Below are 22,934 nucleotides of genomic sequence, written 5' to 3'. Positions count from 1 at the left end.
CCTTACTCCGTGGGTCCGGGGTGGTCGGCCATGAAGGCCTCGAGGTCGTCGGTCGTGGGCATGGCAGGGGCGCATCCGACGCGGGCTACGACCATCGCGGCACTGGCCGAGCCGCGCAGCACCGCGTCGCGCAGGTCGCGCCCAGCGGCCAGCGCGGCGAGGAAGCCGCCCATGAAACTGTCGCCCGCACCGGTCGGCTTGAGCGCCTCGGTGCGGTAGATGCCGGTGCGGATCTCCTGGCCTTCGTGGAAGGTCCGCGCGCCGTGCTCGCCCATCTTGTAGATCACGAGCCGATCCGCGGCGAGGCGGCGGGCCGCGTCGAGGCCGCGGTCGTAATCCCCCGCGACGAAGCCGAACTCCACGTCGTTGCCCACGATGCAATCCGCCATCTCGCAGGCGCGGGTCAGCACCTCGGAGGCGACCTCGGGCGAGGGCCACGAGTAGGGGCGGTAATCGACGTCGAACACGATCGGGATGCCCGCCGCCCGGGCCAGCTCGAACGCCCGGAACGCCGCCCCGCGCGACGGCTCGGCGGCGAAGACGGTGCCCGTGGTCACCAGCGCCGCGCGACCCGCATAGGTCGCGGCTTCGACATCGGCGATCGTCATCTCGAAATCGGCGGCGCCGTTGCGGTAGATGACCGACTGGTGATCCTCGACCCGCGTCTCGACCACGGCAAGCGAGTTGCGCGCCTCGCCGCCGACCGACCGGACATGGGCGCGCCCGATGCCGTAATGGTCGAGCTGGTTGAGCGCGAACCGTCCGATGGCGTCGTCGCTGACGCAGGTGACGAGATCGGCGCTGCAGCCCTGCCGGACCAGCGCCACGCCGATATTGGCGCTCGACCCGCCGAGGCAGGAAACGAAGCGCCCGGCCTCCTCGGTCCGGGTGCCGGGCGGGTCGGGATAGAAGTCCATCCCGGCCCGTCCGACGATCAGGAAATCGGTGCCCGAAAGCTTCATGCCCGTCCTTCCGCGTTGACCGCGTCGGCCCGATCGAGGACGTCCGGGTAGGGATAGTCGAAGCCCAGAAGCTGGCGCAGTTCGGACGAGGCGCCGTCGAGGAATGCGGCGGGCAGGGCGCCCGGCATGTCCTCCAGCGGCTTCACCCATTTCGGCAGGTAGTTCACCAGCACCGCGCAGCGCTCATGATCCGACCGGTTGGGCATCGCGCAATGCCATGCCGCGCCGAAGAACAGGACCGTGTCCCCCGGTTCGGCGATCATGCGCACGGCGCGGCCGTGAAAGTCATCCTCGGGGCCGGGATAGCGCAGCGCCGTCTGCGTGCCCGGCACATAGGCGGTCGCGCCGGATTCCTCGGTGAACGGGTCGAGCACTACGGTCACCTGCGCGTTCATCGGAAAGCTTGCGTTGAGCCGGGTCGGATGCGTCTCGGGCGCGTGGAAATCCCAGTAGGGGTAGTCGACATGCGGCTCCTGTCCCGGCCCGCCGGGCAGGATGCGGTTGGCCGCGATGGAGCCCATGATGAACCCGGTCCCGAGGAAGTGCCGCAGGATCGTCATCAGCACCGGATGCGTCGCCATCCGCGAGAAGACCGGCCCCTTCGCCAAGAGGTTCCAGACCCGCCGTTGCAGGTCCATCCGGTCCCCGGCGGCGCCCTGGAAATGGGTGACCTTCGCGGCCTCGGCATCGGAATGCGCCAGGATGATCCGGCGCGCCTCGGCGATCTCGTCCGGCGTGAACAGCCCCTTCAGCATCACCGCGCCGTCGCCATCGAGCAACTCAGCCGCGATGGCCTCGGGATCCACGTCAGCGGCGTGAAAGCTGAGCATCTCAGATCCCCTTCCGCTGGCGGGCGCGGCTGGCCTCGACCGTCTCGCGGGCCGTGCGGACCGATGGGGTCTCCGTCACCTCGGGCGTGCCGATCTCCCACCAGGCGTGCCCGCCGGTCGTCCAGCCCTCGTAAGCATCGACCTGTATCACGATCACCGAGGTCTCGGCCCGGTCCTTGGCGCGGGCGAAGGCATCGCCCAGGGCGGCGGGCGTATCCACCGTTTCCGCGTGGCAGCCCAGCGCGCGGGCATGGGCCTCGAAATCGACGCGGGTCTGCGCGGTCGCCGTCGGCGTGTCCGCGATGAGGTTGTTGAAGCTCTCCTGCCCGGTGTTGCTCTGCAGCTTGTTGATGACCGCGAAGCCGCCATTGTCGAGCACCAGCACGATCAGCTTCTTCTCGGTCAGCACCGCCGAATAGAGGTCCGAGTTCAGCATCAGGTACGAGCCGTCGCCGGTCAGCACGACGGTCTCGGCCTCGGGCTCGCGTTCGGCCTGCGCGATGCGCGCGCCCCAGCCGCCCGCGATCTCGTAGCCCATGCAGGAGAAGCCGAACTCGACGTCGACGCTGCCGGGCCGCAGCGTGCGCCAGTTTGCGGTCACCTCGGCGGGCAGCCCCCCGGCAGCGGCCACGACGCGATCCTCCGGGGCCATCAACCCGTTCACCACCCCGATCGCCTGCGCGTAGCTGCTGGGCCCGTTGCCGGGGCGCACCGTCTCGGCCCGGGTGTCGTTCCAGCGTGCGCGCTCGGCCTGCACGTCCGCGACCCAGCCCTCGGGCGCCGCGTGATCGCCCAGCGCATCCGAAATCGCGGCAAGCCCCAGCTTCGCATCGCCCACGACGGTCGCGGCCCGGTGTTTGGCCGCGTCGTGGCGCCCGACATTGAGATGGAGGAGCCGGGCGTCCGGCGCGAAGGCCGTCCAGGACCCGGTCGTGAAATCCTGCAGGCGGGTGCCGACCGCGAAGACCAGGTCGGCCCGCGCGGCGGCCCAGTTCCCTGAATCGGAGCCCGTCACCCCCACCGGCCCGGCGTTCATCGCGTCGTCGTCCAGGAGGTTGGCACGCCCGGCGATGGTCTCGACCACCGGGATGCCGTGGTCATGGGCGAAGGCGGTCAGCGCCTCGACCGCACCGGAATACTGCACGCCGCCGCCCGCGACGATCAGCGGTCGCTCGGCCGCCCGCAGCAGGGCCACGGCATCGGCCACCTCATCCGCGTCGGGCGCTTGCCGTCGAATGCGATGCACTTGCCGTGTGAAGAACTCCTCAGGGTAGTCCCAGGCCCAGCCCTGCACGTCCTGCGGCAGGCCGATGAATGCTGGTCCGCAATCGGCGGGGTCGAGCATCGTGGCCAGCGCGGCGGGCAGCGATTGCACGACCTGCGCGGGATGGGTGATGCGATCCCAGAACCGGGTGACCGCCTTGAACGCGTCGTTCACGCCCAGCGTCGGATCGCCGAAATGCTCAAGCTGTTGCAGCACCGGATCGGGCAGTCGGGTCAGGAACGTATCGCCGCAAAGCATCAGCATCGGCAGGCGGTTCGCATGGGCCAGTGCCGCCGCCGTCAGAAGGTTCGCCGTCCCCGGCCCGGCGGATGCCGTGCAATACATGAACCGCCGCCGCAGGTGGTACTTGGCATAGCCCGCCGCGGCGAATCCCATGCCCATCTCGTTCTGTCCGCGGTAGAGCGGGAGCGTGTCGCGCAGCGGATAGATCGCCTCGCCCAGACAGGGGACATTGCCGTGACCGAAGATGCCGAACCCGCCGCCGCAGATGCGTGTTTCGACGCCGTCGATCTCGATGAACTGCGCATCCAGCCAGCGCAGGATGGCCTGCGCCACCGTCAGGCGGATCGTCGACATGGCAGTCCTCCCATCCGTGCGAAATGACTTGCACGGCTCCGGCTCCCAGACTACCGATCTTGCAACCGGTTGCAACCAAAGAACGACGGAGGGGACATGCGCGAGATCGGCATCGGGATCGTCGGCGGCGGCTACATGGGAAAGGCTCATGCGGTCGCCCATTCCGCCGTCGGCGCGGTGTTCGAGACGGTCCTGCGCCCCCGGCTGGAAATGGTCTGCGCCACGACCGACGCGCGCGCCGAACAGTATCGCGCGGCCTACGGCTTCGCGCGCGCGACCTCCGACTGGCGCATGCTGGTGGACGATCCCCGCGTCAATGCCGTCGTCATCGCCGCACCCCAAGCCCTGCACCGGCAGGTCGCGCTCGCCGCCATCGCGCGTGGGAAGCCGGTCTTCTGCGAAAAGCCTCTGGGCGAGACGGTCGAGGACGCCGCCGCCATGACCGAGGCCGCCGAGTCCGCCGGCGTCGTCGCGATGACCGGGTTCAACTACGTCCGCACCCCCGCCACGCAGGAGGCGATCCGCCTCGTCCGCTCGGGTGCCATCGGACGCGTCACGTGGTTCCGGGGCGAGCATACCGAGGATTTCCTCGCCGATCCCGAAACGCCCGCCAACTGGCGCACGCGGGGCCGCGCCAACGGCACGATGGGCGACCTCGCGGCGCATCCGATCAATTGCGCCCTGGCACTGATGGGCCCGATCGAGAGCGTGCTGGCCGAGATCGAGACGGTCCACGCCACCCGCCCCGGCCCGAACGGCCCCGAGGACGTCACGAACGACGACCAGGCCCAGATGATCCTGCGCTTCGCGAACGGCGCGATGGGCCATCTCCATTCCAGCCGCGTCGCGACCGGCCGCAAGATGGGATACGCCTACGAGATCCACGGCACGGCCGGGTCGATCCGCTTCGATCAGGAGGATCAGAACGCGCTCCACCTCTACCGCGCCGAGGGGCCCGAGGCGGGGCGCGGCTTCACCAAGATCCTGACCGGCCCGGCCCATCCGCCCTATGGCGCGTTCTGCCAGGGCCCCGGTCACGGCACCGGCTATCAGGACCAGATCATCATCGAGGCGCGCGACTTCCTCGCCGCGATCGAGGTGGGTGCGTCCCGTTTCCCCACCTTCCGCGACGGGCTCGATGTGCAACGGGTGGTCGAGGCCGCCTGGACCTCTTCGGACGAACATCGCCGCATCACGCTTACGAGGGACACATGACCATCCGCATCGGCAACGCGCCCTGCTCCTGGGGCGTCGAATTCGCGGGGGATCCGCGCAACCCAGACTGGTGCCACGTGCTGCGCGAATGCGCCGAGGCCGGGTACACGGGCATCGAACTCGGCCCCGTGGGATTCATGCCCGAGGACCCGGCCGAACTGTCCGACGGGCTCGCCGCGAACGGTCTGTCGCTGATCGGTGGCGTCGTTTTCCGGCCCTTCCACGATCCCGCCGCCTGGGACGACGTGCTCGACGGCGCGCGGCGCACCATCGCCGCGCTGACCGCCCACGGGGCCACGCATCTCGTGCTGATCGACTCGATCTCGCCCCGCCGCGCGCCCACCGCGGGCCGCGCCGCGGAAGCCGAGCAGATGGATGCCGCCGAATGGGCCGCCTTCCGCGACCGCATCGCCGAGGTCGCGCGCATGGGCACGGATGCGGGGCTGACCGTCGGGATGCACGCCCACGCCGCGGGCTTCATCGACTTCGAGCCCGAGCTGGAGCGCCTTCTCGACGAGGTGCCCGAGGACATCCTCAAGATCTGCTTCGACACCGGCCACCATTCCTATGCCGGCTACGATCCCGTCGCCTTCATGGAGCGGCATATCGGCCGCATCTCCTACATGCACTTCAAGGATATCGACCCCGAGGTGAAAGCCCGTGCCGTGGCCGAGCGGACCGGCTTCTACGACGCCTGCGGGCAGGGCATCTTCTGCAACCTGGGCACCGGCGACGTCGATTTCGAAGCGGTGCGGCGCGTGCTGCTGGACGCGGGTTTCGCGGGCTGGTGCACGGTCGAGCAGGATTGCGATCCGACGCTCGACCCCGACACGCTGGGGGACGCGCGCGCCAACCGCGCCTATCTCGAATCCATCGGCTTCTGAGGGGGACGCCATGCGACTGAACTGGGGCATGATCGGCGGCGGCGAAGGCAGCCAGATCGGGCCGGCGCACCGTCTGGGCGCTGGTCTCGACGGGGCGTTCGACTTCGTGGCGGGCGCGCTCGACCACCGGGCCGAGGCCGGGCGCGACTACGGCCGTCGGCTGGGTCTGGGCGACCGGGCCTATGGCGACTGGCGCGAGATGCTCGAAGGCGAGGCCGCGCGCGACGACCGCATCGACCTCGTCACCGTCGCCACGCCCAACGCCACCCATTACGAGATCACGCGCGCCTTCCTCGAAGGCGGCTTCCACGTGCTCTGCGAAAAGCCGATGACCATGACCGTCGAGGAGGGCGAGGCGATCGTCGGCCTCGCCCGCGAGACGGGGCGCATCTGCGCGGTCAATTACGGCTATACCGGCTACAGCCTCGTGCGGCACATGCGGGCGATGATCGCGCGCGGCGATCTGGGCCGCACCCGCGTCGTCGTGGCCGAGTTCGCCCATGGCCACCACGCCGATGCCGCCGATGCCGAAAACCCGCGCGTCCGCTGGCGCTACGACCCGGCCCAGGCGGGCGTGTCCGCGCAGTTCGCCGATTGCGGCATCCACGCGATGCACATGGCCAGCTTCGTCACCGGCCAGGAGGTCGAGCGGCTCTCGGCCGATATCGTCTCGGCGTTGCCGGGTCGGGTCCTGGAAGACGACGCGATGGTCAATTTCCGGATGTCGGACGGCGCGGTCGGGCGGCTCTGGACCTCCTCGGTGGCCATCGGGCGCCAGCACGGCCTCACGATCCAGGTCTTCGGCGAAACCGGCGGCCTGCGCTGGGCGCAGGAGCAACCAAACCAGCTCTATTACATGCCGCTGGGTCAGCGTTTGCAGGTGATCGAGCGGGGCGAATGCGGGCTCTCGCCCGAGGCCGACCGGTCCAGCCGCGTCACGGTGGGGCACGCCGAAGGGATGCCGCTGGCCTTCGCGAACATCTATTCCGACCTCGCCGAAGCGATTCGCGCGCGCCGCGACGGGCGCGCCATGGACCCGGCCGCCGATCTCTATCCCCGCGCCGAGGACGGGCTGCGCTCGATGGCGGCGGTGCATGCGGTCGCGGCCTCGGGCAAGGCGGACGGGGCCTGGATCGACGCGCGCCCGCCGATGTTCCGCTAACCCGGCGCGTCGTCGCCCTCGGGCAGGGGCCGCAGCGTGTCCCGCTCGACGATGCGGCACGGAAACAGCCGCGCCTCCGGCAAGCGGTCGGGGTCGTCGATCGTCCCGATGGCCAGCTCGATCGAGGCGTCGATGATCGCGCCCATCGGCTGCCGGATGGTGGTCAGCGCGATATTGTCCCAGCCCGCGATTTCCATGTCATTCAGGCCGATCACGCCCACGTCGCCCGGCACGTCGAGCCCCGCATCCTCGAGCGCGGACAGCGCGCCGATGGAGAGCACGTCGTCGGCGCAGAAATAGGCCTCGGCGGGCGGGCCCTCGGCAAGCAGGCGGCGCATCTCGGTGCGGCCTGCCTCGAAGGTGTACTCCGTCGCGAAGCTGGTCGTGACGCCGATCATCGCCGACCCCTCGATGCCTTCAAGAAAGCCGCGCAGCCGGTCCTCGGTCGAGGTGGCGCTGTCCGGCCCCCCGAGGAAGGCGACCCGGCGGTAGCCGCGCGCCGCCAAGGTCCGTGCCGCCATCCGCCCGCATTCGACGTTGTCGATCCCGACGACATGGGTGTCGGGCGCGCTGGTCCAGCGCCCGAAGCTGTGCACCACCGGCAGGCCCGCGACCCGGAAGGCGCGCGCGAAGCTCGGCGGCAGGGTCGAGCTGGCGACGATCACCCCGTCGACCGAATATTGCCGCAGCATCCGAAGCGACGCCTTGGGATCGGTCTCACCCGTCAGGTTGACCAGCAGGGGACGCAGCCCGCGATCCTGCAGGCCGCGCGTAAAGCGGTCGAACACCTCCAGAAAGATCGGGTTGTGGAAGTTCGACACGACGATGCCGATCAGCTTCGTCCGGCCCGTCGACAGCGCGGAGGCCAGCGCCGACGGCGCGTATCCAAGGGCCGCGGCCGCCGCCTCGACCTTGGCGCGGGTGGCCGGGCTGACCGACGCGCCGGGCGTGAAGCTGCGCGAGACGGCGGACCGGCTGACACCGGCGCGCAGGGCGACGTCCTTGAGGGTGACGGGCATGGCGTTCCTTTCCTTCGATCCTATCGGACCCCGCCAATCTTGCAACCGGTTGCAAGGTTAGCCGATTCGTGCTTTCTTCCATGGTGACGGGATGGAGGAGGCCGCGACAGGCGGTCCGTCCCGCACGGACCAATGGGAGGACCTCATGAAGATTTTCAAGACGCTCGCGCTCGCCGCGACGGCGCTGACCGCGCCGTTCATGGCCCAGGCGGACGGTCACGGTGACGACCTGACCTATATCCTCGTCAGCCATGCGCCCGACAGCGACAGCTGGTGGAACACGATCAAGAACGGCATCGCGCTGGCCGGCGATCAGCTCGACGTCACGGTCGAGTATCGCAACCCGCCCACCGGCGACCTGGCCGACATGGCCCGCATCATCGAGCAGGCCGCCGCTAGCCAGCCCGACGGCATCATCACGACGCTGGCCGATTTCGACGTGCTGTCCGGTCCGATCCGCGCCGCCGTCGATCAGGGCATCGATGTCATCATCATGAATTCCGGCACGCCCGAGCAGGTCCGCGACGTCGGTGGCCTGATGTTCGTCGGCCAGCCGGAATACGACGCGGGTCTCGCCGCCGGTCAGCGCGCCGCCTCGGATGGCGTCGAGAGCTTCGTCTGCGTCAACCACGTCATCTCGAACACCGTCGTGGGCGAGCGTTGCCGCGGCTTCGCCGACGGCCTCGGGGTCGAGCTGGGCGACAGCATGATCGACAGCGGGCAGGACCCGGCCGAGATCAAGAACCGCGTCACCGCCTACCTGACTGCCAATCCCGAAACGGACGCGATCCTGACGCTCGGGCCGACCTCCGCCGACCCGACGATCCTCGCGGTCAAGGAGATGGGCCTCGATGGCGACATCTACTTCGGCACCTTCGATCTGGGCACCGAGATTGTGAACGCGATCAAGGATGGCACGATCAACTGGGGCATCGACCAGCAGCCGTTCCTGCAGGCCTACCTGCCGGTCGTCGTGCTGGCGAATTACGACCGCTACGGCGTGCTTCCGGGCAACAACATCAACTCGGGCCCCGGCTTCGTCACGGCGGATGCGCTGGGCAAGGTCGAGGAATTCGCGGGCGAGTACCGCTGACACAACCGGGCCGGGCGTTCGCGCCCGGCCCGCCACGACCGACCGGGGGGACAAGGTCATGACGGATACGCCGCAGGTGGTGATCGACGAACGCGTCAAGGAGATCTCGCCGCTGCGCCGCGCCCTGATCCGGCCCGAGCTGGGCGGCATCATCGGCACGGTCGCCGTGTTCGTGTTCTTCCTTCTGCTGGCCGCCGACAGCGGCATGTTCAACGCCCAGGGGATCATGAACTGGTCCACCGTCTCGGCGCAGTTCATGATCATCGCGGTCGGCGCCTGCCTCCTGATGATCGCGGGCGAATTCGACCTCAGCGTCGGCTCGATGATCGGCTTCGCGGGCATGATGGTGGCCATCTTCGGGGTCACGCTGGCCGTCCCGATGTGGCTGACGATCCTCATCACCTTCGCGATCTGCATGGCCTTCGGCGCGCTCAACGGCTTCATCGTCGTGCGCACGGGCCTGCCCAGCTTCATCGTCACGCTGGCCACGCTCTTCATCCTGCGCGGCTTCACGATCTTCATTCCCCAGACCGTCGAACGGAAGACCATCATCGGCGGCATCCGCGAGGCGGCCGAGGGCGACTGGCTCGCCCCGTTCTTCGGCGGCAAGATCGGCCAGGGCCTGTTCCAGTGGATGGGCGACGCGGGCATCATCGCCGTGTTCGACCGCGGCAACCGCGCGGGCCAGCCCGTGGTCGACGGCATCCCGATGTTGATCGTCTGGGCCATCGCGCTGATCGTCTTCGGTCACATCCTCCTGACGCGCACGCGCTTCGGCAACTGGATCTATGCTGCCGGCGGCGACGCGCAGGCGGCGCGTTATGCCGGTGTGCCCGTGGACCGCGTCAAGATCACGATGTTCGTTTTCACCGCCTTCTGCGCCACGGTCTTCGCCGTTTGCCAGGTGATGGAATTCGGCTCGGCGGGCGCGGATCGCGGCCTCCTGAAGGAGTTCGAGGCGATCATCGCCGTCGTCATCGGCGGCGCGCTCCTGACCGGGGGCTACGGCTCGGTGATCGGGGCCGCACTCGGCGCACTGATCTTCGGGGTCGTCCAGCAGGGCCTCTTCTTCGCCAACGTCGAATCCTCGCTCTTCCGGGTGTTCCTCGGGGTGATCCTGCTGCTGGCGGTGATCCTGAACACCTATATCCGCCGCATCATCACCGGGGAGCGCTGAGCATGGAGCCCATCGTCAGAATGCGCGAGATCGCCAAGCATTTCGGCAGCGTCATCGCGCTCAACGGCGTCTCCGTCGATGTCTTTCCCGGCGAATGCCACTGCCTTCTGGGCGACAACGGCGCGGGCAAGTCGACCTTCATCAAGACGATGTCCGGCGTCCACAAGCCGACCTCGGGCGAGATCCTATTCGAGGGGCGTCCGATGTCCTTTGCCGATCCGCGCGACGCCATCGCCGCGGGCATCGCGACCGTCTACCAGGACCTCGCGATGATCCCGCTGATGTCGGTCAGCCGAAACTTCTTCATGGGCAACGAGCCGTTGCGCCGCATCGCCGGTCTGCCGTTCTTCGACCACGATTACGCCAACCGCGTGACGATGGAGGAGATGGGCCAGATGGGCATCAACCTGCGGGGTCCCGACCAGGCCGTCGGCACCCTTTCGGGGGGCGAGCGCCAGACGGTGGCCATCGCCCGCGCGGTGCATTTCGGGGCCAAGGTCCTGATCCTCGACGAGCCGACCAGCGCCCTCGGCGTGCGCCAGACCTCGAACGTGCTGGCCACCATCGACAAGGTCCGCCGCAAGGGCATCGCGGTCGTCTTCATCACCCACAACGTTCGCCACGCGATGGCCGTGGGCGACCGCTTCACGGTGCTCAATCGCGGCCAGACGCTGGGGACGGCGATGAAGGGCGACATCACGCCCGAGGAATTGCAGGACATGATGGCCGGCGGGCAGGAGCTCGCGACGCTCGAAGGCTCGCTCGGCGGCACGGTCTAGGCCGCGCGCCGCGGTCAGAGCATCGGCGCGGGCAGGCGGGGCAGGGGCCCCAGCGGGATCGGGCCGAGGAACGCCGCACCTTCGCGCAGGCTAAGCTCGACCGCGATCCGCCCGTTCTCGGCCATCGCGCCTAGCACGGCGGCCACCAGAGGCAGGCGGTCGGCGGGCAGCACCCCCGCGCCCACGGCGAGATCCAGCAGGACATCCCAGCCCTCCGCCTCGAGCGTCAGCACGCCGGACGGCAATCCGCCGCCATCCACGTCCAGCCGTCCCGCGAAATCCAGCGCCACCTCGCCCCAGCGCAAATCGCCCCGCCGCAGGTCCAGCGCGCGCAGGCGCGGCTCGGCCCCGGCGGCGAGCGGGCGGTCCAACTCCACCGTGCCGTCCAGTTCGACGCTTTCGATCGCGGCGGGCAGGCGCCCCTCGGGATCGATCAGCGACAGCGCGAAGCGATCCGGCGCGAGATCGGACAGCGACAGCGCCACGTCGTGCCGCAGCGGCGAACCGACCGCCCGGCTGGCCAGCTGACCCCGTGCCAGCGCCAGCCCGCCCGCCCGCGCGGTGACGGTCACGCCCTCGGCCACGACGGTCGCGCGCTCCAGTTCCGGCGTGGTCGACGGCGTCACCGTGGCCGAGGCGCGCAGGTCGTCCGAGGTCACCTCGACCGGCCCCGCGGGCGTCGCCACGGTCAACTGCCCCGGCGCGACGGCGATGACCTCGTTGGGCCGGTAGCTCAGCGCGAAGACCTGCAGGAACGGCGCCGTGACGCCCCAACCCGACGGCGCAAGAATCTCGGGCGCGTCGACGGTCGTGTCGAAGCGGTTGGGAAAGCCCGAGACCGACAGATCGTCGTACTCGACCCGCCAGCCTGCGGCCCGCGCTGCCGCGATTCCGGCCTCGGCCCCGCGCGACACGGCCTGCGATCCCATGACCCACCAGCCCGACCACAGAAGCGCCGCTGCGATCGCGAGGATGGTCAACCACTTGGCCATCGCTATCTCCTGTCCCTCGTCCCCGAATGCGTCTATCGGGGCCGAGCGATCTGCGAAAGGACCGACGATGGCCAAGTCCGATGAACTCTGGGTGTTCGGCTATGGCTCGCTGATCTTCGACCCCGAGATGGAAGTCGCCGAGGCGCGGCGCGCCACGCTGCACGGCTTCCGCCGCCGTTTCTGCATGTGGTCGATCCACCATCGCGGCTCCGAGGACGAGCCGGGCCTCGTCCTGGCGCTCGAACCGCATGAAGGCGGCACCTGCGAGGGCATGGCCTTCCGCGCCGCCGATCCCGTGCCCGCCCTTCAGGCCCTGCGCGCCCGCGAGCTGGTCTCCTCGGCCTATCACGAGCGGACGCTCACGCTCCGGCAGGCCGAAGGCGGCACGCTCGATGCCATCGGCTACGTCGTCGACACCGCGCATCGCCAATACGTCCCCGACCTCAGCCTTGACCAACAGGCGGAGATCATCGCGCGGGCGCGCGGCGACCGCGGCCCGAACCACGAATACCTGATGCGCACCGCCGACGGCCTGCGCGAGGCGGGGATGGCCGATCCCGATCTCGACCGGTTGGTCGCGCGCGTGCAACAGGTCCGCGACGCGGCCTGACGCCGGGCCCGCCCGCGCTTGTGGCAGGACCGGGGCGCGCGTAACGTCCGGGTCAACGACTACAGGGCGCCGAGGCGCGTCCCAGGGGCGACCATGGCACGCGCAGACCTCACCCACGAGACGCAGTTCTCGCAACCGATCCGCCAGATCGTCCAGATGCTGTTCGTTCTGGTCCTCGTGGGTGTCGGCGTGTTCCTCGCCTACCCGCAAGTCGCCCCGATCTTCGCCGCGAATCCGTGGCTCAACGGCACGATCATCGCGGTCTTCGTCCTGGGCGTGATCGCCTGCTTCGCGCAGGTGCTGCAACTCTTCTCATCCGTCTCGTGGATCGAGGGCTTCGTCGAGGACCGCCCCGGCCACGACATCGCCCGCCCGCCGGGCCTTCTGGCCCCGCTCGCGGCGCTCTTGCGCTCCCGCTCGGCCCGGAGCCAGGTCTCGGCCACGTCGTCACGCTCCATCCTCGACAGCGTCGGCGCCCGGATGGAAGAGGCGCGGGACATCACGCGCTACATCGTCAACACGCTGATCTTCCTCGGGCTTCTCGGGACGTTCTGGGGGCTGGCGACGACCGTGCCCGCGGTGGTCGACACGATCCGCAATCTCAATCCCGACAATGGCGAGGGCGGCGTCGCGGTGTTCGGGCGCCTGATCGGCGGGCTGGAATCGCAGCTCGCGGGCATGGGCACGGCCTTCGCCTCGTCGCTGCTGGGCCTCGCCGGAAGCCTCGTGGTGGGCCTGCTGGAGCTGTTCGCGGGCCACGGGCAGAACCGCTTCTACCGCGAGATGGAGGATTGGCTCTCCTCGATCACCCGCGTCGGCCTCGTGGGCGACTCGGGCGAGGAGACGATCGATCAGTATTCGCTGGCCGCCGTGCTCGACCACATGAACTACCAGATGGAAAGCCTGCAGGACATGTTCGCCAAGGCCGAGGCCGGGCGGCTGGCGGCCGATGCCAAGATGGCGTCGCTGAGCGAGGCGGTGACCCAGATGGCCAATCGCGTCGAAAGCGGGGGCGGCACGTCCGCCGCACTCAACCGCGTGGCCGAGGGGCAGGAGCATATCGTCGAGGTGCTGCGCGGTTCGTCGGGCGGCGGCGACGGGCTCGACGCCGAAAGCCGGATGCGCATCCGCTCGATCGACGTGCAGCTTCTGAAGGTGTTCGAGGAATTGCAGCAGGGGCGTCAGGCCGCGGTGGACGACCTGCGTGGCGATCTCGGGGCGCTGACGCGGACGCTGCGGCAGCTCAACCGGCAGGTCGCGGCCGCGAATGCGCCACCCGACCAAGGGGACGGCTGACATGGCGCTCGCGCGCCGCTCGGGTCAGCGTTTCACGGCCAACGTGTGGCCCGGCTTCGTGGACGCGATGACGGCGCTTCTGCTGGTGCTGATGTTCGTGCTCTCGATCTTCATGATCGTGCAGTTCGTCCTTTCCGAACAGATCGACGTGCAGGATCAGGAGCTCGACTCGCTGGGCGCGCAAGTCGCCTCGCTGGCCGAGGCGCTGGGCCTCGAGACGCAGCGCACCACCGATCTCGAGGGGCAGCTCGACGATCTCGGTGCCGAGCGCGACGCCCAATCCGTCCTCATCGCGACGCTGAACGCCCAACGCGACGAGCTGACCCAGCGGGTCACCAGCTTCGAGGAGCAGGTCGCGTCGCTGATCGCCGACCGGAACCGCTTGGCCGGATCGCTGTCCGAGACCGAGGATGCGCGTTCGGCGCTGGCCGCCCAGCTCGAGACGACCCAGGGCGAGGTCGCGCGGATCATCGACGAGCGCGAGGCGCTGCAACTGGCGTTGGCGGCGGCGCGCGACGAGATCGACGCCGAGGCCGAGGCGGCCCGGCTGGCCGCCGCCCAGACCGACGCGGTCGAGGCGCTCCTGGCCGATCTGAGGGCCGAGGCCGAGACGCGCGAGGCGACGCTGGCCCAGACGCTCGCCAATCTCACCGCGCAGGAGGCCGAGGCCGCCGATCTGCGCGCCGATCTCGACGCGACGGCGGCAGCGCTCTCGGACGAGGAGGCCGCCCGGTTGGCCGAGGCGGCGGCCGCGGCGGCCTTGCGCGAACGGCTTGCCGGGGTCGAGGCGGAACTCTCGGAGGAAGAGCGCGCGCGGCTGGCCGAGGCGGCTGCGGCGGAGGCGCTGCGGGAGCGGCTGCGGGACGCCGATACCGAGCTGACCGCGATGACGCTGGCCCTCGAAGAAGAGCGCCGCGAGGCCGAGGAGACGCTGACCCTGCTGGCGGCGGCGGATGCGGCGCGGGCCGACCTGACCGCCCGGCTGACGCAGGCGCTCGCGGATCTCGCGACCGAGGAAACACGCGCGGAGAGCTCCGAGGACCGGCTGGCCGCCGCGCTGGCGACGCTGGGCGCGGTCGAGGGCAGCGAGGCCGATCTTCGGGCGCGGGTCGCCGAACTGGAAGCCGCGCTGGAGGCCGAGGGCGCGGATGTCGCCGACGCCGAGGCGCAGATCGCGGCCCTGTCCGATCGCCTCGCTGCCGCGTTGGAGGCCCGCGAGGCCACCGCCCTGTCCGAGCGCGACCTGCAGGCCCGGCTCGCCGCCGCGCTCGCCGCGCGTACCGAGATCGAGGGCGAGGCGCAGGCGGCCCTGACCGAGCGCGAACGGCTGGATCGGCTTCTGGCCCAGGCCGAGACGACGCTGGCCGAAGTCGATGCCGACCGCATCGCCGCCCAGCGTGAGGTCGCCCTCCTGAACCAGCAGATTTCCGAGCTGAACAACCAGCTTCGCGGGCTTCAGGGCCTGCTCGATGCCGCGCGCGAAAGCGACGAGGCCGCGCGCGTGCAGCTCGACAGTCTCGGCAACCAGCTCAACGCAGCCCTTGCCCGTGCCGCTGCCGAACAGCGCGCCCGTGCCGATCTGGAAGAAGCCGAGCGCCGCCGTCTGGAGGAGGAGGCCGTCCAGCTCGAACGCTTCCGGTCGGAGTTCTTCGGCCAGCTCCGTGACGTGCTGGGCGACCGCGAGGGCGTCGAGATCGCGGGCGACCGCTTCGTCTTCTCCTCCGAGGTCCTGTTCGACGCGGGCGAAGTCGGGCTCCAGCCCGAGGGCCGTGCCCAGATCGCGCAGGTCGCGGGCGTGATCCTCGACGTGGCCGACCAGATCCCCGAGGGCATCGACTGGGTGCTTCGCGTCGACGGGCATACCGATGACGTGCCCCTGTCCGGCCTCGGGAAATACGCCGACAACTGGGAGCTGAGCCAGGGCCGCGCGCTCTCGGTGGTGCGCTTCATGACCGACGAGCTGGGCGTTCCGCCCGACCGGCTGGCCGCGACGGGCTTCGGCGAGTTCCGCCCCGTCGATCCCGCGCCGACGCCCGAGGCGCGCGCCCGCAACCGCCGAATCGAGCTGAAGCTGACCGAGCGCTAGCGGCAGTAGGACCCGCTGCGATACCGCGCGGTGTCGAAGTGGAAATGGTCGCGATGGAAGCGGTCCGATTCCGGCCCCAGCACCGTTCCGAAGGGGCCACAGGCCGCGCGCCAGAGCGCCCTGAGGATGCGCCCCCGCTCTCCGCCGCCCCAATGGTCGAGTACGCTGATCTGGCTGCCATCGGCCAAACGGATCGCGCTGATGTCGATGGCGCGGCCCCGGCCATGCTCGCTGATCTTCGCGCCGGATTGGTTGTTCCGCGTCCGGCAGGCATAGCCCGCCGCGACCTGCAGCGCGACCGCGCCGCCGCCCGTTCGACCCACTTCGGGCAGCACGCCCGCCCGGACCCATTGGTCCAGCGCCTGCGCCGTGCCGCAATCCATTCGCGTCGGCCGCGACAGCGCCAGCCCCGAGACCGAGGTGATCCGCACCGCGTTCGGGATGCCGCAGGCGCCGGGGCCGGGCACGGCCGGAATGGCGGTGCCCTGGATCGAACCGCGCCCGCAGATCCCGCCGCCGGCCGCACTCTCGCGCCGCGGCTGGCGCGACATGGCGAGGATCAGCTCGTCGTCGCGCTGGATCGGCCGGAACGCCTGCCGGACCAGTCCCGCCACGTCGACCAGCGGCAGCGCCATCCGCCGCGCCGCATCACCCGCGCGCGCGTCCCGCACCGCGTCGTCCAGCCGCGTCACCGGCCGCACCGACGCATCGGGGGCCTGCACCTCGGGGGCGACGGCGACGGCCCCGCGGCTCGACATCACGACGATCTCGGGCGCGGGCCGGGGCACGGGGCGCGGCTCGGCCAGCGCGGGCACGGTCATCGCAAGAAGGGCCAGGAACCGGATCATGCGTCATCTCCCTTCGGCCCGCGTCCGAAGTCGGGGGCGGCGGTGTCCTGCCCGGCCTCGATGATGCCGCGCCGGATCGCGCGGGTGCGGGTAAAGTAGTCGTGGAGCAGCGCGCCGTCCCCGGTCCGGATGGCGCGTTGCAGCGCGAAGAGCTCCTCGGTGAAGCGCCCGAGGATCTCGAGCGTCGCCTCGCGGTTGTTGAGGAACACGTCGCGCCACATCGTCGGGTCGGACGCCGCGATGCGGGTGAAGTCGCGGAAGCCCCCTGCGGAATATTTGATGACCTCGCCGTCGGTGACGCGGCGCAGGTCGTCCGCCACGCCGACCATCGTGTAGGCGATCAGGTGCGGCGCATGGCTGGTGACCGCGACGGCGAGATCGTGGTGATCGACGTCCAGCGCCTCGACGTCGCTGCCGAGCGCGCGCCAGAGCCGGGTCAGCCGGTCGACCGCGTCCGGATCAGCGTCCTCGGGGGTCAGCAGGCACCAGCGGTTCTCGAAGAGCTGCGGAAAGCCCGAGTCGGGGCCGGAATGCTCGGTCCCCGCCAGCGGGTGCGCGGGCACGAAATGCACGCCTTGGGGCAGGTGCGGTGCGACGGCCTCGATCACCGCGCGCTTGACCGATCCGACATCGCTGACCGTCGCCCCGGGGGCGAGATGCGGGCCGATCTCGGCCGCGACCTCGGCCATCGCCCCCACGGGCACGCAGAGCACGACGAGATCGGCGCCCGCGACCGCCTCGGCCGCCGTGGTGCAGACCCGGTCGACCAGACCACGCGCCATCGCCGTCTGACGCGTGGCTTCGGTCCGGGCATGGCCGACCACTTCGCCCGCGAGCCCGTCGCGCTTGATGCGCAGTCCCATCGACCCCGCGATGAGGCCCAGCCCGATCAGGGCGATCCGCTCGTAGATCATCGCGCCACCCATGCCGCGATCCCGTCCAGCACGCGGTCCACCCCCGCCGCGTCGCCCACCGTGATCCTGAGGCAGTCGCCCAGCCCGTAGCCGACCGGATGCCGCACGATCACGCCGCTGGCCTTCAGCGCCGCGTCGCAGGCTTCGGCGGCATCGCGATCCGCAAACCGCGCCAGCACGAAATTCGCGTGGCTCTCGTCGCAGCCGAGCCCGAGATCGCGCAGCCCCGCTACGAGGCGGCCGCGCTGGGCCGCGTTGTCGGCCCGGCATGCGTCCACGAACGCCCGGTCGCGCATCGCCGCCTCGGCCGCCGCCAGCGCCACGTTCGAGAGGTTGAACGGGCCCCGGATCCGGTTGAGCACGTCGATCACCGCGCGCGCACCGAAGCCCCAGCCGACGCGCATCCCGCCGAGGCCGTACATCTTGGAGAAGGTCCGCGTGACGAACACGTTGTCGCGCCGCTGTGCGAGGCCCAGCCCGTCCTCCTCGGCAAACTCCGCATAGGCTCCGTCCAGCACCAGAAGGCAGCCCTCGGGCAGCCCGTCGGCCAGCCGCGTCACCGCCTGTCCGCCCAGAAGCGTGCCCGTCGGGTTGGCGGGGTTGGCGATGAAGACCAGCCGGGTCGCGTCGGTGACGGCCGCGAGCAGCGCTTCCACGTCGACGGTGCGGTCGGTCTCGGGCGCGGCGATGGGGGTCGCCCCGGCGGCGCGCGCGCTGATCGGGTACATCAGGAACCCGTGTTCGGTGTGCAGCACCTCGTCGCCGGGTCCGACGAAGGCCTGGCAGAGCATGTGGATGATTTCGTCAGAGCCCGCGCCGCAGATGATCCGCTCGGGATCGAGGTCGTGGATTTCGGCGATGGCGGCGCGCAAGCCGGCATGGTCGGTCGACGGGTAGAGATGCATCGCCCCGGCGGCGTCGCGCGCGGCCTCCATCGCGGCGGGCGAAGCACCATGGGGGTTCTCGTTCGAGCTGAGCTTCAGCACGTCCTCGACGCCCGCGACCTTCGACGCGCCCCCCTGGTAGAGTTCGATCTCCATGATCCCCGGCTGGGGCTGCGGTGCGCTGGTCATCGGGTCGGCGTCTCCAGGATCGGTCAGCGCCGTTCTAGGCCCCGCGCCGGGGGGCGGCAATCCCGCGGCGCCCGGGCCGGCGGAAACGGCAGGCCACGCGCCGTTCGATGTTCCGCAAATATGCCGGGGGTCCAGGGGGCAGCGCCCCCGGCGCCCGGCTCAGAGGAAGCTCTGCGGGTCGATATCGATGCTCAGCCGGGACGATCGCGGCACCTCGACCGATCCGACCCATTGCGCCAGCGCCGCCTGGATCGGGGCCTGGCGCGGGGCCTTGACCAGCAGCCGCACGCGGTGGCGGCCCCGGATGCGCGCGATGGGGGCGGGGGCGGGGCCGAAGACCTCCGCCCCGATCAGTTCCAGCGCATCGGTCCGTCGCGCCAGCGCATTGCCCAGGTCAAACGCCGTGCGCGCGTCGGGGTCCGAGATCACGATGCCCGCCATGCGCCCGTAGGGCGGCACGCCCGCGGCGCGGCGCTGGGCGGCCTCCTCGGCCCAGAACGCCTCCTCGTCGCCCGCGATGATGGCACGGATGACCGGGTGCTCGGTCTGGTAGGTCTGCAGCAGCGCGACGCCCGGCGCCTCGGCGCGACCCGCCCGACCCGAGACCTGCCGCATCAGCTGGAACGTCCGCTCGGCGGCGCGCAGGTCCGAGCCCTGCAACCCGAGATCGGCGTCGATCACGCCGACGAGGGTCAGCTTCGGAAAGTTGTGGCCCTTCGCGACCAGCTGCGTGCCGACGACGATGTCCGCGCCGCCCGCCGCGATCTCCTCGACGCGGGCCTTGAGGCTGCGGGCCGAACCGAAGAGGTCCGAGGACAGGACAGCGACCCGCGCCTCGGGGAAGAGGCCCGCGACCTCCTCGGCCATGCGCTCGACGCCGGGGCCCACGGCGGCCATCTTGCCCGCGACCCCGCAGGAGGGGCAGGCCTCGGGCATCGGTGCCGTCTCGCCGCATTGGTGGCACATCAGGCGCTTCTGGAAGCGGTGCTCGACCATGCGCGCGTCGCATTGGTGGCAGGCGACCTGCTGGCCGCAAGCCCGGCAGAGCGTCACCGGCGCGTAGCCCCGGCGGTTGAGGAACACGAGCGACTGCTCGCTGCGCTCCAGCCGCGCCTGCATCTCGGCGGCCAGTTTCGGCGAGATCCAGCGCCCGGCAGGCAGCGTCTCGTCGCGCATGTCGATGGCGGCGAGCTCGGGCATCACGGCGGTGCCGAAGCGCGAGGTGAGGTCGAGGCGGCGATACTTCCCGCTCTCGACATTGGCCCAGCTTTCCAGCGACGGCGTGGCCGAGGCGAGGACGACCTGCGCGCCCTCGCAACTCGCGCGCAGCACGGCCATATCGCGGGCCGAATAGAGGACGCCGTCCTCCTGCTTGTAGGAGGTGTCGTGTTCCTCGTCGACGATCACGAGGCCGAGGTCTCGGAAGGGCAGGAAGAGCGACGAGCGCGCGCCGACGACCAGCCGGGCCTGCCCCTCGGCGACCTTCTTCCAGGCGCGCCGGCGTTCGGCTTGGGTGACGCCGGAATGCCATTCGGCGGGGCGCGCGCCGAACCGCGCCTCGACCCGCGTCAGGAACTCCGCCGTCAGCGCGATTTCGGGCAGAAGCACCAGCGCCTGTCGCCCGCGCGCCAGGCATTCGGCCACCGCCTCGAGATAGACCTCGGTCTTGCCCGACCCGGTCACGCCCTTCAGGAGCGTCGTGCCGTAGCCGCCCTGCGCCATGTCGGCCCGGAGCGCGTCCGCCGCCTCGGCCTGGTCGGGGGCGAGCGGCTTGCCGGGCCGCGCGGGGTCGAGCGGGGGGAAGTCGCCGTCGCGCGCCTGCGTCGTCTGGAGGACTGCGCCGGATGCGACCATCCCCTTGACGACGCCCGCGGACACGCCCGCGAGGTCGGCCAGCTCGGTCGCGCCGAAGAGGTCCCCCGCGCGCTCATCGAGCACGGCCAGAACCTTGGCGCGCGCGTCCGTCATCCGGTCCGGCTGGCCCGTGCCCTGACCGTAGAACGTGCGCTTGCCCGGCGCCTCGCCGAGGCCCGGAATGCGCAGCGCCAACCGCAGCATCGCGGCCATCGGCGTCAGCGTGTAGGCCGCCGCGCGTTCGAGGAAGTCGCGCATGCCGGGCGTCATGGCGGGCACGTCGAGCACGCGGGCGATCGCGCGCAGCTTCTCGACCGGCCAGTCGCCCTGCGCCGGCCCCCAGACGACGCCCATGACGCGGCGCGGGCCGAGCGGCACCTCGACGAAGGCGCCGTCGGTGACACCGCCCGCCGGGGCGCGGTAGTCGAGCGCGCGGTCCAGCGGCTGCGTCGTCAGGACGGCGACGGGGGTGTCGGCGGGGTGGAAGCGGTCCATCGGCCCCATATCGGCGCTGCGGCCGGGGGATGGAAGGGCGACGCCGCCGGGCCCCGCACCGGGATGGGTGGGGGCGGAGGCGTCACGGCCTGCCCCGTCGCGTGTCGCGGGGCCATGGATCATGGGACGGGACACTCGGGCGGCCCCGATCGGAGCCTTGGGGGAGGAAGAACCAGCGCCGCGCCCCGCTCTTGGGGCGGACGGGTCATACGCACGGGTTGAGGGCCCGCGCGATCCTGGCCGGGGCGTGTCAGGCCCCGGCGTCTGGCCGGCGGGCGGATTGGACCCGTCGTATCCAAGTGTCGACGGGAGGGGTTCTGGACCTGTGCGGTTAACGGTCGGTGAAAGGCCTCAGGCCGCGCGGCGGGTCAGGGCGGTGACGGCGCCCATGGCGATCAGCGCGCCGCCGCCCGCGCGGGTCAGCGCGCGCAGGACGGCCGGGCGGCGGAGCCCTGCGCGCATCCGGTCGGCCAGGAGCGCGTAGAGCAGCGCGTTCAGCGTCGCGAGCGTCACGAAGGTCGCGATCAGGATGGCGAATTGCGGGATCAGCGGTTCGGCCGGGCGAAGGAATTGCGGCACGAAGGCGATGAAGAAGACGATGGATTTCGGGTTGAGCGCGGTCACCAGCGCCGCGTGGCCGAACACGGCGCGGGGGGTCACCGTGCCGGTCGTCACGTCGCCGAGCCTGGCCGTCCCCGCCGAGCGCCAGAGCTTGATCCCCATCCACACGAGATAGGCCGCGCCCAGCCATTTCAGCACCGTGAACAGTGTCGCCGACGCCAGAACCAGTGCGCCCAGCCCCGCCAGCGAGGCCGTCATCGCGATCAGGTCGCCCAGTGCCACGCCCGCCGCCGAGGCGACCGCGACCCGGCGTCCCTGGGCGAGCGCATAGCTCAGCACCAGAAGGATCGTCGGGCCGGGAATGGCCAGCAGGGCGGCGGAGGCGGCGACGAAGGTCAGCCAGAGGGTCGGGTCCATGATGGTCTCTCCGGGGCGAATGGGGTATGTCGCCCACGAAACCCCACCTGAACCGAGGCCACCATGAAATTCTTCGTCGACACCGCCGATATCGATTCCATCCGCGAGCTGAACGATCTGGGCATGGTCGACGGCGTGACCACAAACCCGTCGCTCATCATGAAGGCGGGGCGCGACATCCAGGAGGTCACCAAGGAAATCGCCGATATGGTCGACGGCCCCGTCTCGGCGGAAGTCGTCGCGACCGAGTATGACGACATGATCGCCGAGGGCCGCCACCTCGCGAAGATCGCGCCGAATATCTGCGTCAAGGTTCCGCTGACCTGGGCGGGCTTGAAGACCTGCAAGACGCTCTCGGACGAGGGCACGCAGGTCAACGTCACCCTGTGCTTCAGCGCCAACCAGGCGCTGATCGCGGCCAAGGCCGGGGCGACGTTCATCTCGCCCTTCATCGGTCGGCTGGACGACCTCAACATGGACGGGATGGACCTGATCCAGGATATCCGCACGATCTACGACAACTACGATTTCAAGACGCAGATCCTCGCCGCATCGATCCGCAGCGCGAACCACATGAAGGACGCGGCGCTGATCGGCGCCGACGTGGCCACCGCGCCGCCGGGCGTCATCAAGGCGATGGCCAACCACGTGCTGACCGACAAGGGACTCGACGCGTTCCTCGCGGACTGGGCCAAGACCGGCCAGTCGATCCTGTAAGACGCGCGCCACACCCTGTGGAGAAATCCGCGCCGCGCCCGTCGCGGCGCGTGACCGGGGCGGGACACCCGTGCTAGCCAGACCGCAAT

Annotated in this window: 20 protein-coding genes; 10 read left to right on the top strand and 10 right to left on the bottom strand. The window is 70.5% G+C overall.

Annotated elements, in window-relative coordinates; genetic code table 11:
• Nucleotides 1-2 precede the first annotated feature (2 nt).
• Genes iolC through iolD form a run of 3 tightly spaced genes read right to left on the bottom strand, consistent with a single transcriptional unit; the run spans nucleotide 3 to nucleotide 3,653 of the window.
• Nucleotides 3-962 (bottom strand): 5-dehydro-2-deoxygluconokinase, encoded by a 960-nt coding sequence (gene iolC / locus ACK8OR_RS09875; protein ID WP_410189230.1) that lies wholly within the window; start codon nucleotides 960-962, stop codon nucleotides 3-5.
• Nucleotides 959-1,792: a phytanoyl-CoA dioxygenase family protein gene (locus ACK8OR_RS09870; protein WP_410189229.1), complete on the bottom strand. Its 834-nt coding sequence runs from the start codon at nucleotides 1,790-1,792 to the stop codon at nucleotides 959-961. The genes iolC and ACK8OR_RS09870 overlap by 4 nt, the downstream gene beginning before the upstream one ends.
• 1 nt (nucleotide 1,793) lies before the next feature.
• Nucleotides 1,794-3,653: a 3D-(3,5/4)-trihydroxycyclohexane-1,2-dione acylhydrolase (decyclizing) gene (iolD, locus tag ACK8OR_RS09865; protein ID WP_410189228.1), complete on the bottom strand. Its 1,860-nt coding sequence runs from the start codon at nucleotides 3,651-3,653 to the stop codon at nucleotides 1,794-1,796.
• A 96-nt stretch (nucleotides 3,654-3,749) separates the two neighbouring features.
• Between iolD and ACK8OR_RS09860 the strand changes: the two genes are divergently transcribed.
• Genes ACK8OR_RS09860 through ACK8OR_RS09850 form a run of 3 tightly spaced genes read left to right on the top strand, consistent with a single transcriptional unit; the run spans nucleotide 3,750 to nucleotide 6,914 of the window.
• On the top strand, nucleotides 3,750-4,868 hold the full coding sequence (locus ACK8OR_RS09860) for a Gfo/Idh/MocA family protein (protein WP_410189227.1): 1,119 nt from the start codon (nucleotides 3,750-3,752) through the stop codon (nucleotides 4,866-4,868).
• The gene (locus ACK8OR_RS09855) at nucleotides 4,865-5,752 is read left to right on the top strand and encodes a sugar phosphate isomerase/epimerase family protein (RefSeq protein ID WP_410189226.1); all 888 of its coding nucleotides are present in this window, start codon (nucleotides 4,865-4,867) and stop codon (nucleotides 5,750-5,752) included. Before ACK8OR_RS09860 ends, ACK8OR_RS09855 begins: the two co-directional genes overlap by 4 nt.
• 10 nt (nucleotides 5,753-5,762) lie before the next feature.
• Nucleotides 5,763-6,914, top strand: coding sequence for a Gfo/Idh/MocA family protein (locus ACK8OR_RS09850; RefSeq protein ID WP_410189225.1), 1,152 nt, complete (start codon nucleotides 5,763-5,765; stop codon nucleotides 6,912-6,914).
• On the opposite strand, the gene ACK8OR_RS09845 is transcribed toward ACK8OR_RS09850, so the two are convergent.
• On the bottom strand, nucleotides 6,911-7,933 hold the full coding sequence (locus ACK8OR_RS09845; protein ID WP_410189224.1) for a LacI family DNA-binding transcriptional regulator: 1,023 nt from the start codon (nucleotides 7,931-7,933) through the stop codon (nucleotides 6,911-6,913). The two genes, ACK8OR_RS09850 and ACK8OR_RS09845, sit on opposite strands and share 4 nt — an antisense overlap.
• A gap of 145 nt (nucleotides 7,934-8,078) precedes the next feature.
• On the opposite strand from ACK8OR_RS09845, the gene ACK8OR_RS09840 reads away from it, so the two are divergent.
• The 3 genes from ACK8OR_RS09840 to ACK8OR_RS09830 are packed head-to-tail and all read left to right on the top strand — an operon-like array spanning nucleotide 8,079 to nucleotide 10,982.
• Nucleotides 8,079-9,026, top strand: a complete 948-nt coding sequence (locus ACK8OR_RS09840) for a sugar ABC transporter substrate-binding protein (RefSeq protein WP_410189223.1) — start codon at nucleotides 8,079-8,081, stop codon at nucleotides 9,024-9,026.
• A 58-nt stretch (nucleotides 9,027-9,084) separates the two neighbouring features.
• Nucleotides 9,085-10,203: an ABC transporter permease gene (locus ACK8OR_RS09835; protein ID WP_410189222.1), complete on the top strand. Its 1,119-nt coding sequence runs from the start codon at nucleotides 9,085-9,087 to the stop codon at nucleotides 10,201-10,203.
• 2 nt (nucleotides 10,204-10,205) lie between these two features.
• Nucleotides 10,206-10,982 (top strand): ATP-binding cassette domain-containing protein, encoded by a 777-nt coding sequence (locus ACK8OR_RS09830; RefSeq protein WP_410189221.1) that lies wholly within the window; start codon nucleotides 10,206-10,208, stop codon nucleotides 10,980-10,982.
• 14 nt (nucleotides 10,983-10,996) lie between these two features.
• Here the strand turns inward: ACK8OR_RS09830 and ACK8OR_RS09825 are convergent, their stop codons facing one another.
• Complete coding sequence (locus ACK8OR_RS09825) at nucleotides 10,997-11,974, bottom strand: DUF2125 domain-containing protein (protein ID WP_410189220.1); 978 nt, start codon at nucleotides 11,972-11,974, stop codon at nucleotides 10,997-10,999.
• Between the two features lie 67 nt (nucleotides 11,975-12,041).
• On the opposite strand from ACK8OR_RS09825, the gene ACK8OR_RS09820 reads away from it, so the two are divergent.
• The 3 genes from ACK8OR_RS09820 (at nucleotide 12,042) to ACK8OR_RS09810 (ending at nucleotide 15,966) form a co-directional block, all read left to right on the top strand.
• A complete protein-coding gene (locus ACK8OR_RS09820; RefSeq protein ID WP_410189219.1) occupies nucleotides 12,042-12,584 on the top strand; it encodes a gamma-glutamylcyclotransferase in 543 nt (180 codons plus the stop codon).
• A 93-nt stretch (nucleotides 12,585-12,677) separates the two neighbouring features.
• On the top strand, nucleotides 12,678-13,880 hold the full coding sequence (locus ACK8OR_RS09815) for a biopolymer transporter ExbB (RefSeq protein WP_410189218.1): 1,203 nt from the start codon (nucleotides 12,678-12,680) through the stop codon (nucleotides 13,878-13,880).
• A gap of 1 nt (nucleotide 13,881) precedes the next feature.
• A complete protein-coding gene (locus ACK8OR_RS09810; RefSeq protein WP_410189217.1) occupies nucleotides 13,882-15,966 on the top strand; it encodes a peptidoglycan -binding protein in 2,085 nt (694 codons plus the stop codon).
• Here ACK8OR_RS09810 and ACK8OR_RS09805 read toward each other — a convergent pair.
• From ACK8OR_RS09805 to ACK8OR_RS09785, 5 genes are all read right to left on the bottom strand, one after another.
• Nucleotides 15,963-16,814 (bottom strand): extensin-like domain-containing protein, encoded by an 852-nt coding sequence (locus ACK8OR_RS09805; RefSeq protein ID WP_410189216.1) that lies wholly within the window; start codon nucleotides 16,812-16,814, stop codon nucleotides 15,963-15,965. The genes ACK8OR_RS09810 and ACK8OR_RS09805 overlap by 4 nt on opposite strands.
• The gene (locus tag ACK8OR_RS09800; protein WP_410189215.1) at nucleotides 16,811-17,740 is read right to left on the bottom strand and encodes a prephenate/arogenate dehydrogenase family protein; all 930 of its coding nucleotides are present in this window, start codon (nucleotides 17,738-17,740) and stop codon (nucleotides 16,811-16,813) included. The genes ACK8OR_RS09805 and ACK8OR_RS09800 overlap by 4 nt, the downstream gene beginning before the upstream one ends.
• Nucleotides 17,725-18,801, bottom strand: coding sequence for a histidinol-phosphate transaminase (gene hisC, locus ACK8OR_RS09795; protein ID WP_410189214.1), 1,077 nt, complete (start codon nucleotides 18,799-18,801; stop codon nucleotides 17,725-17,727). The genes ACK8OR_RS09800 and hisC overlap by 16 nt, the downstream gene beginning before the upstream one ends.
• 159 nt (nucleotides 18,802-18,960) lie before the next feature.
• Nucleotides 18,961-21,150, bottom strand: a complete 2,190-nt coding sequence (locus ACK8OR_RS09790) for a primosomal protein N' (protein WP_410189213.1) — start codon at nucleotides 21,148-21,150, stop codon at nucleotides 18,961-18,963.
• 351 nt (nucleotides 21,151-21,501) lie between these two features.
• Nucleotides 21,502-22,128, bottom strand: a complete 627-nt coding sequence (locus ACK8OR_RS09785; protein ID WP_410189212.1) for a LysE family translocator — start codon at nucleotides 22,126-22,128, stop codon at nucleotides 21,502-21,504.
• Between the two features lie 63 nt (nucleotides 22,129-22,191).
• Here ACK8OR_RS09785 and fsa point away from each other — a divergent pair, with 63 nt between their 5' ends.
• Nucleotides 22,192-22,845 (top strand): fructose-6-phosphate aldolase, encoded by a 654-nt coding sequence (fsa, locus tag ACK8OR_RS09780; protein WP_410189211.1) that lies wholly within the window; start codon nucleotides 22,192-22,194, stop codon nucleotides 22,843-22,845.
• Nucleotides 22,846-22,934: the final 89 nt, after the last annotated feature.

The organism is Jannaschia halovivens (assembly GCF_046452375.1).
Lineage (GTDB): Bacteria > Pseudomonadota > Alphaproteobacteria > Rhodobacterales > Rhodobacteraceae > Jannaschia > Jannaschia halovivens.
Note: the sequence above shows the minus strand (reverse complement) of the source record. Positions and strands in the feature narration are given on the sequence as shown.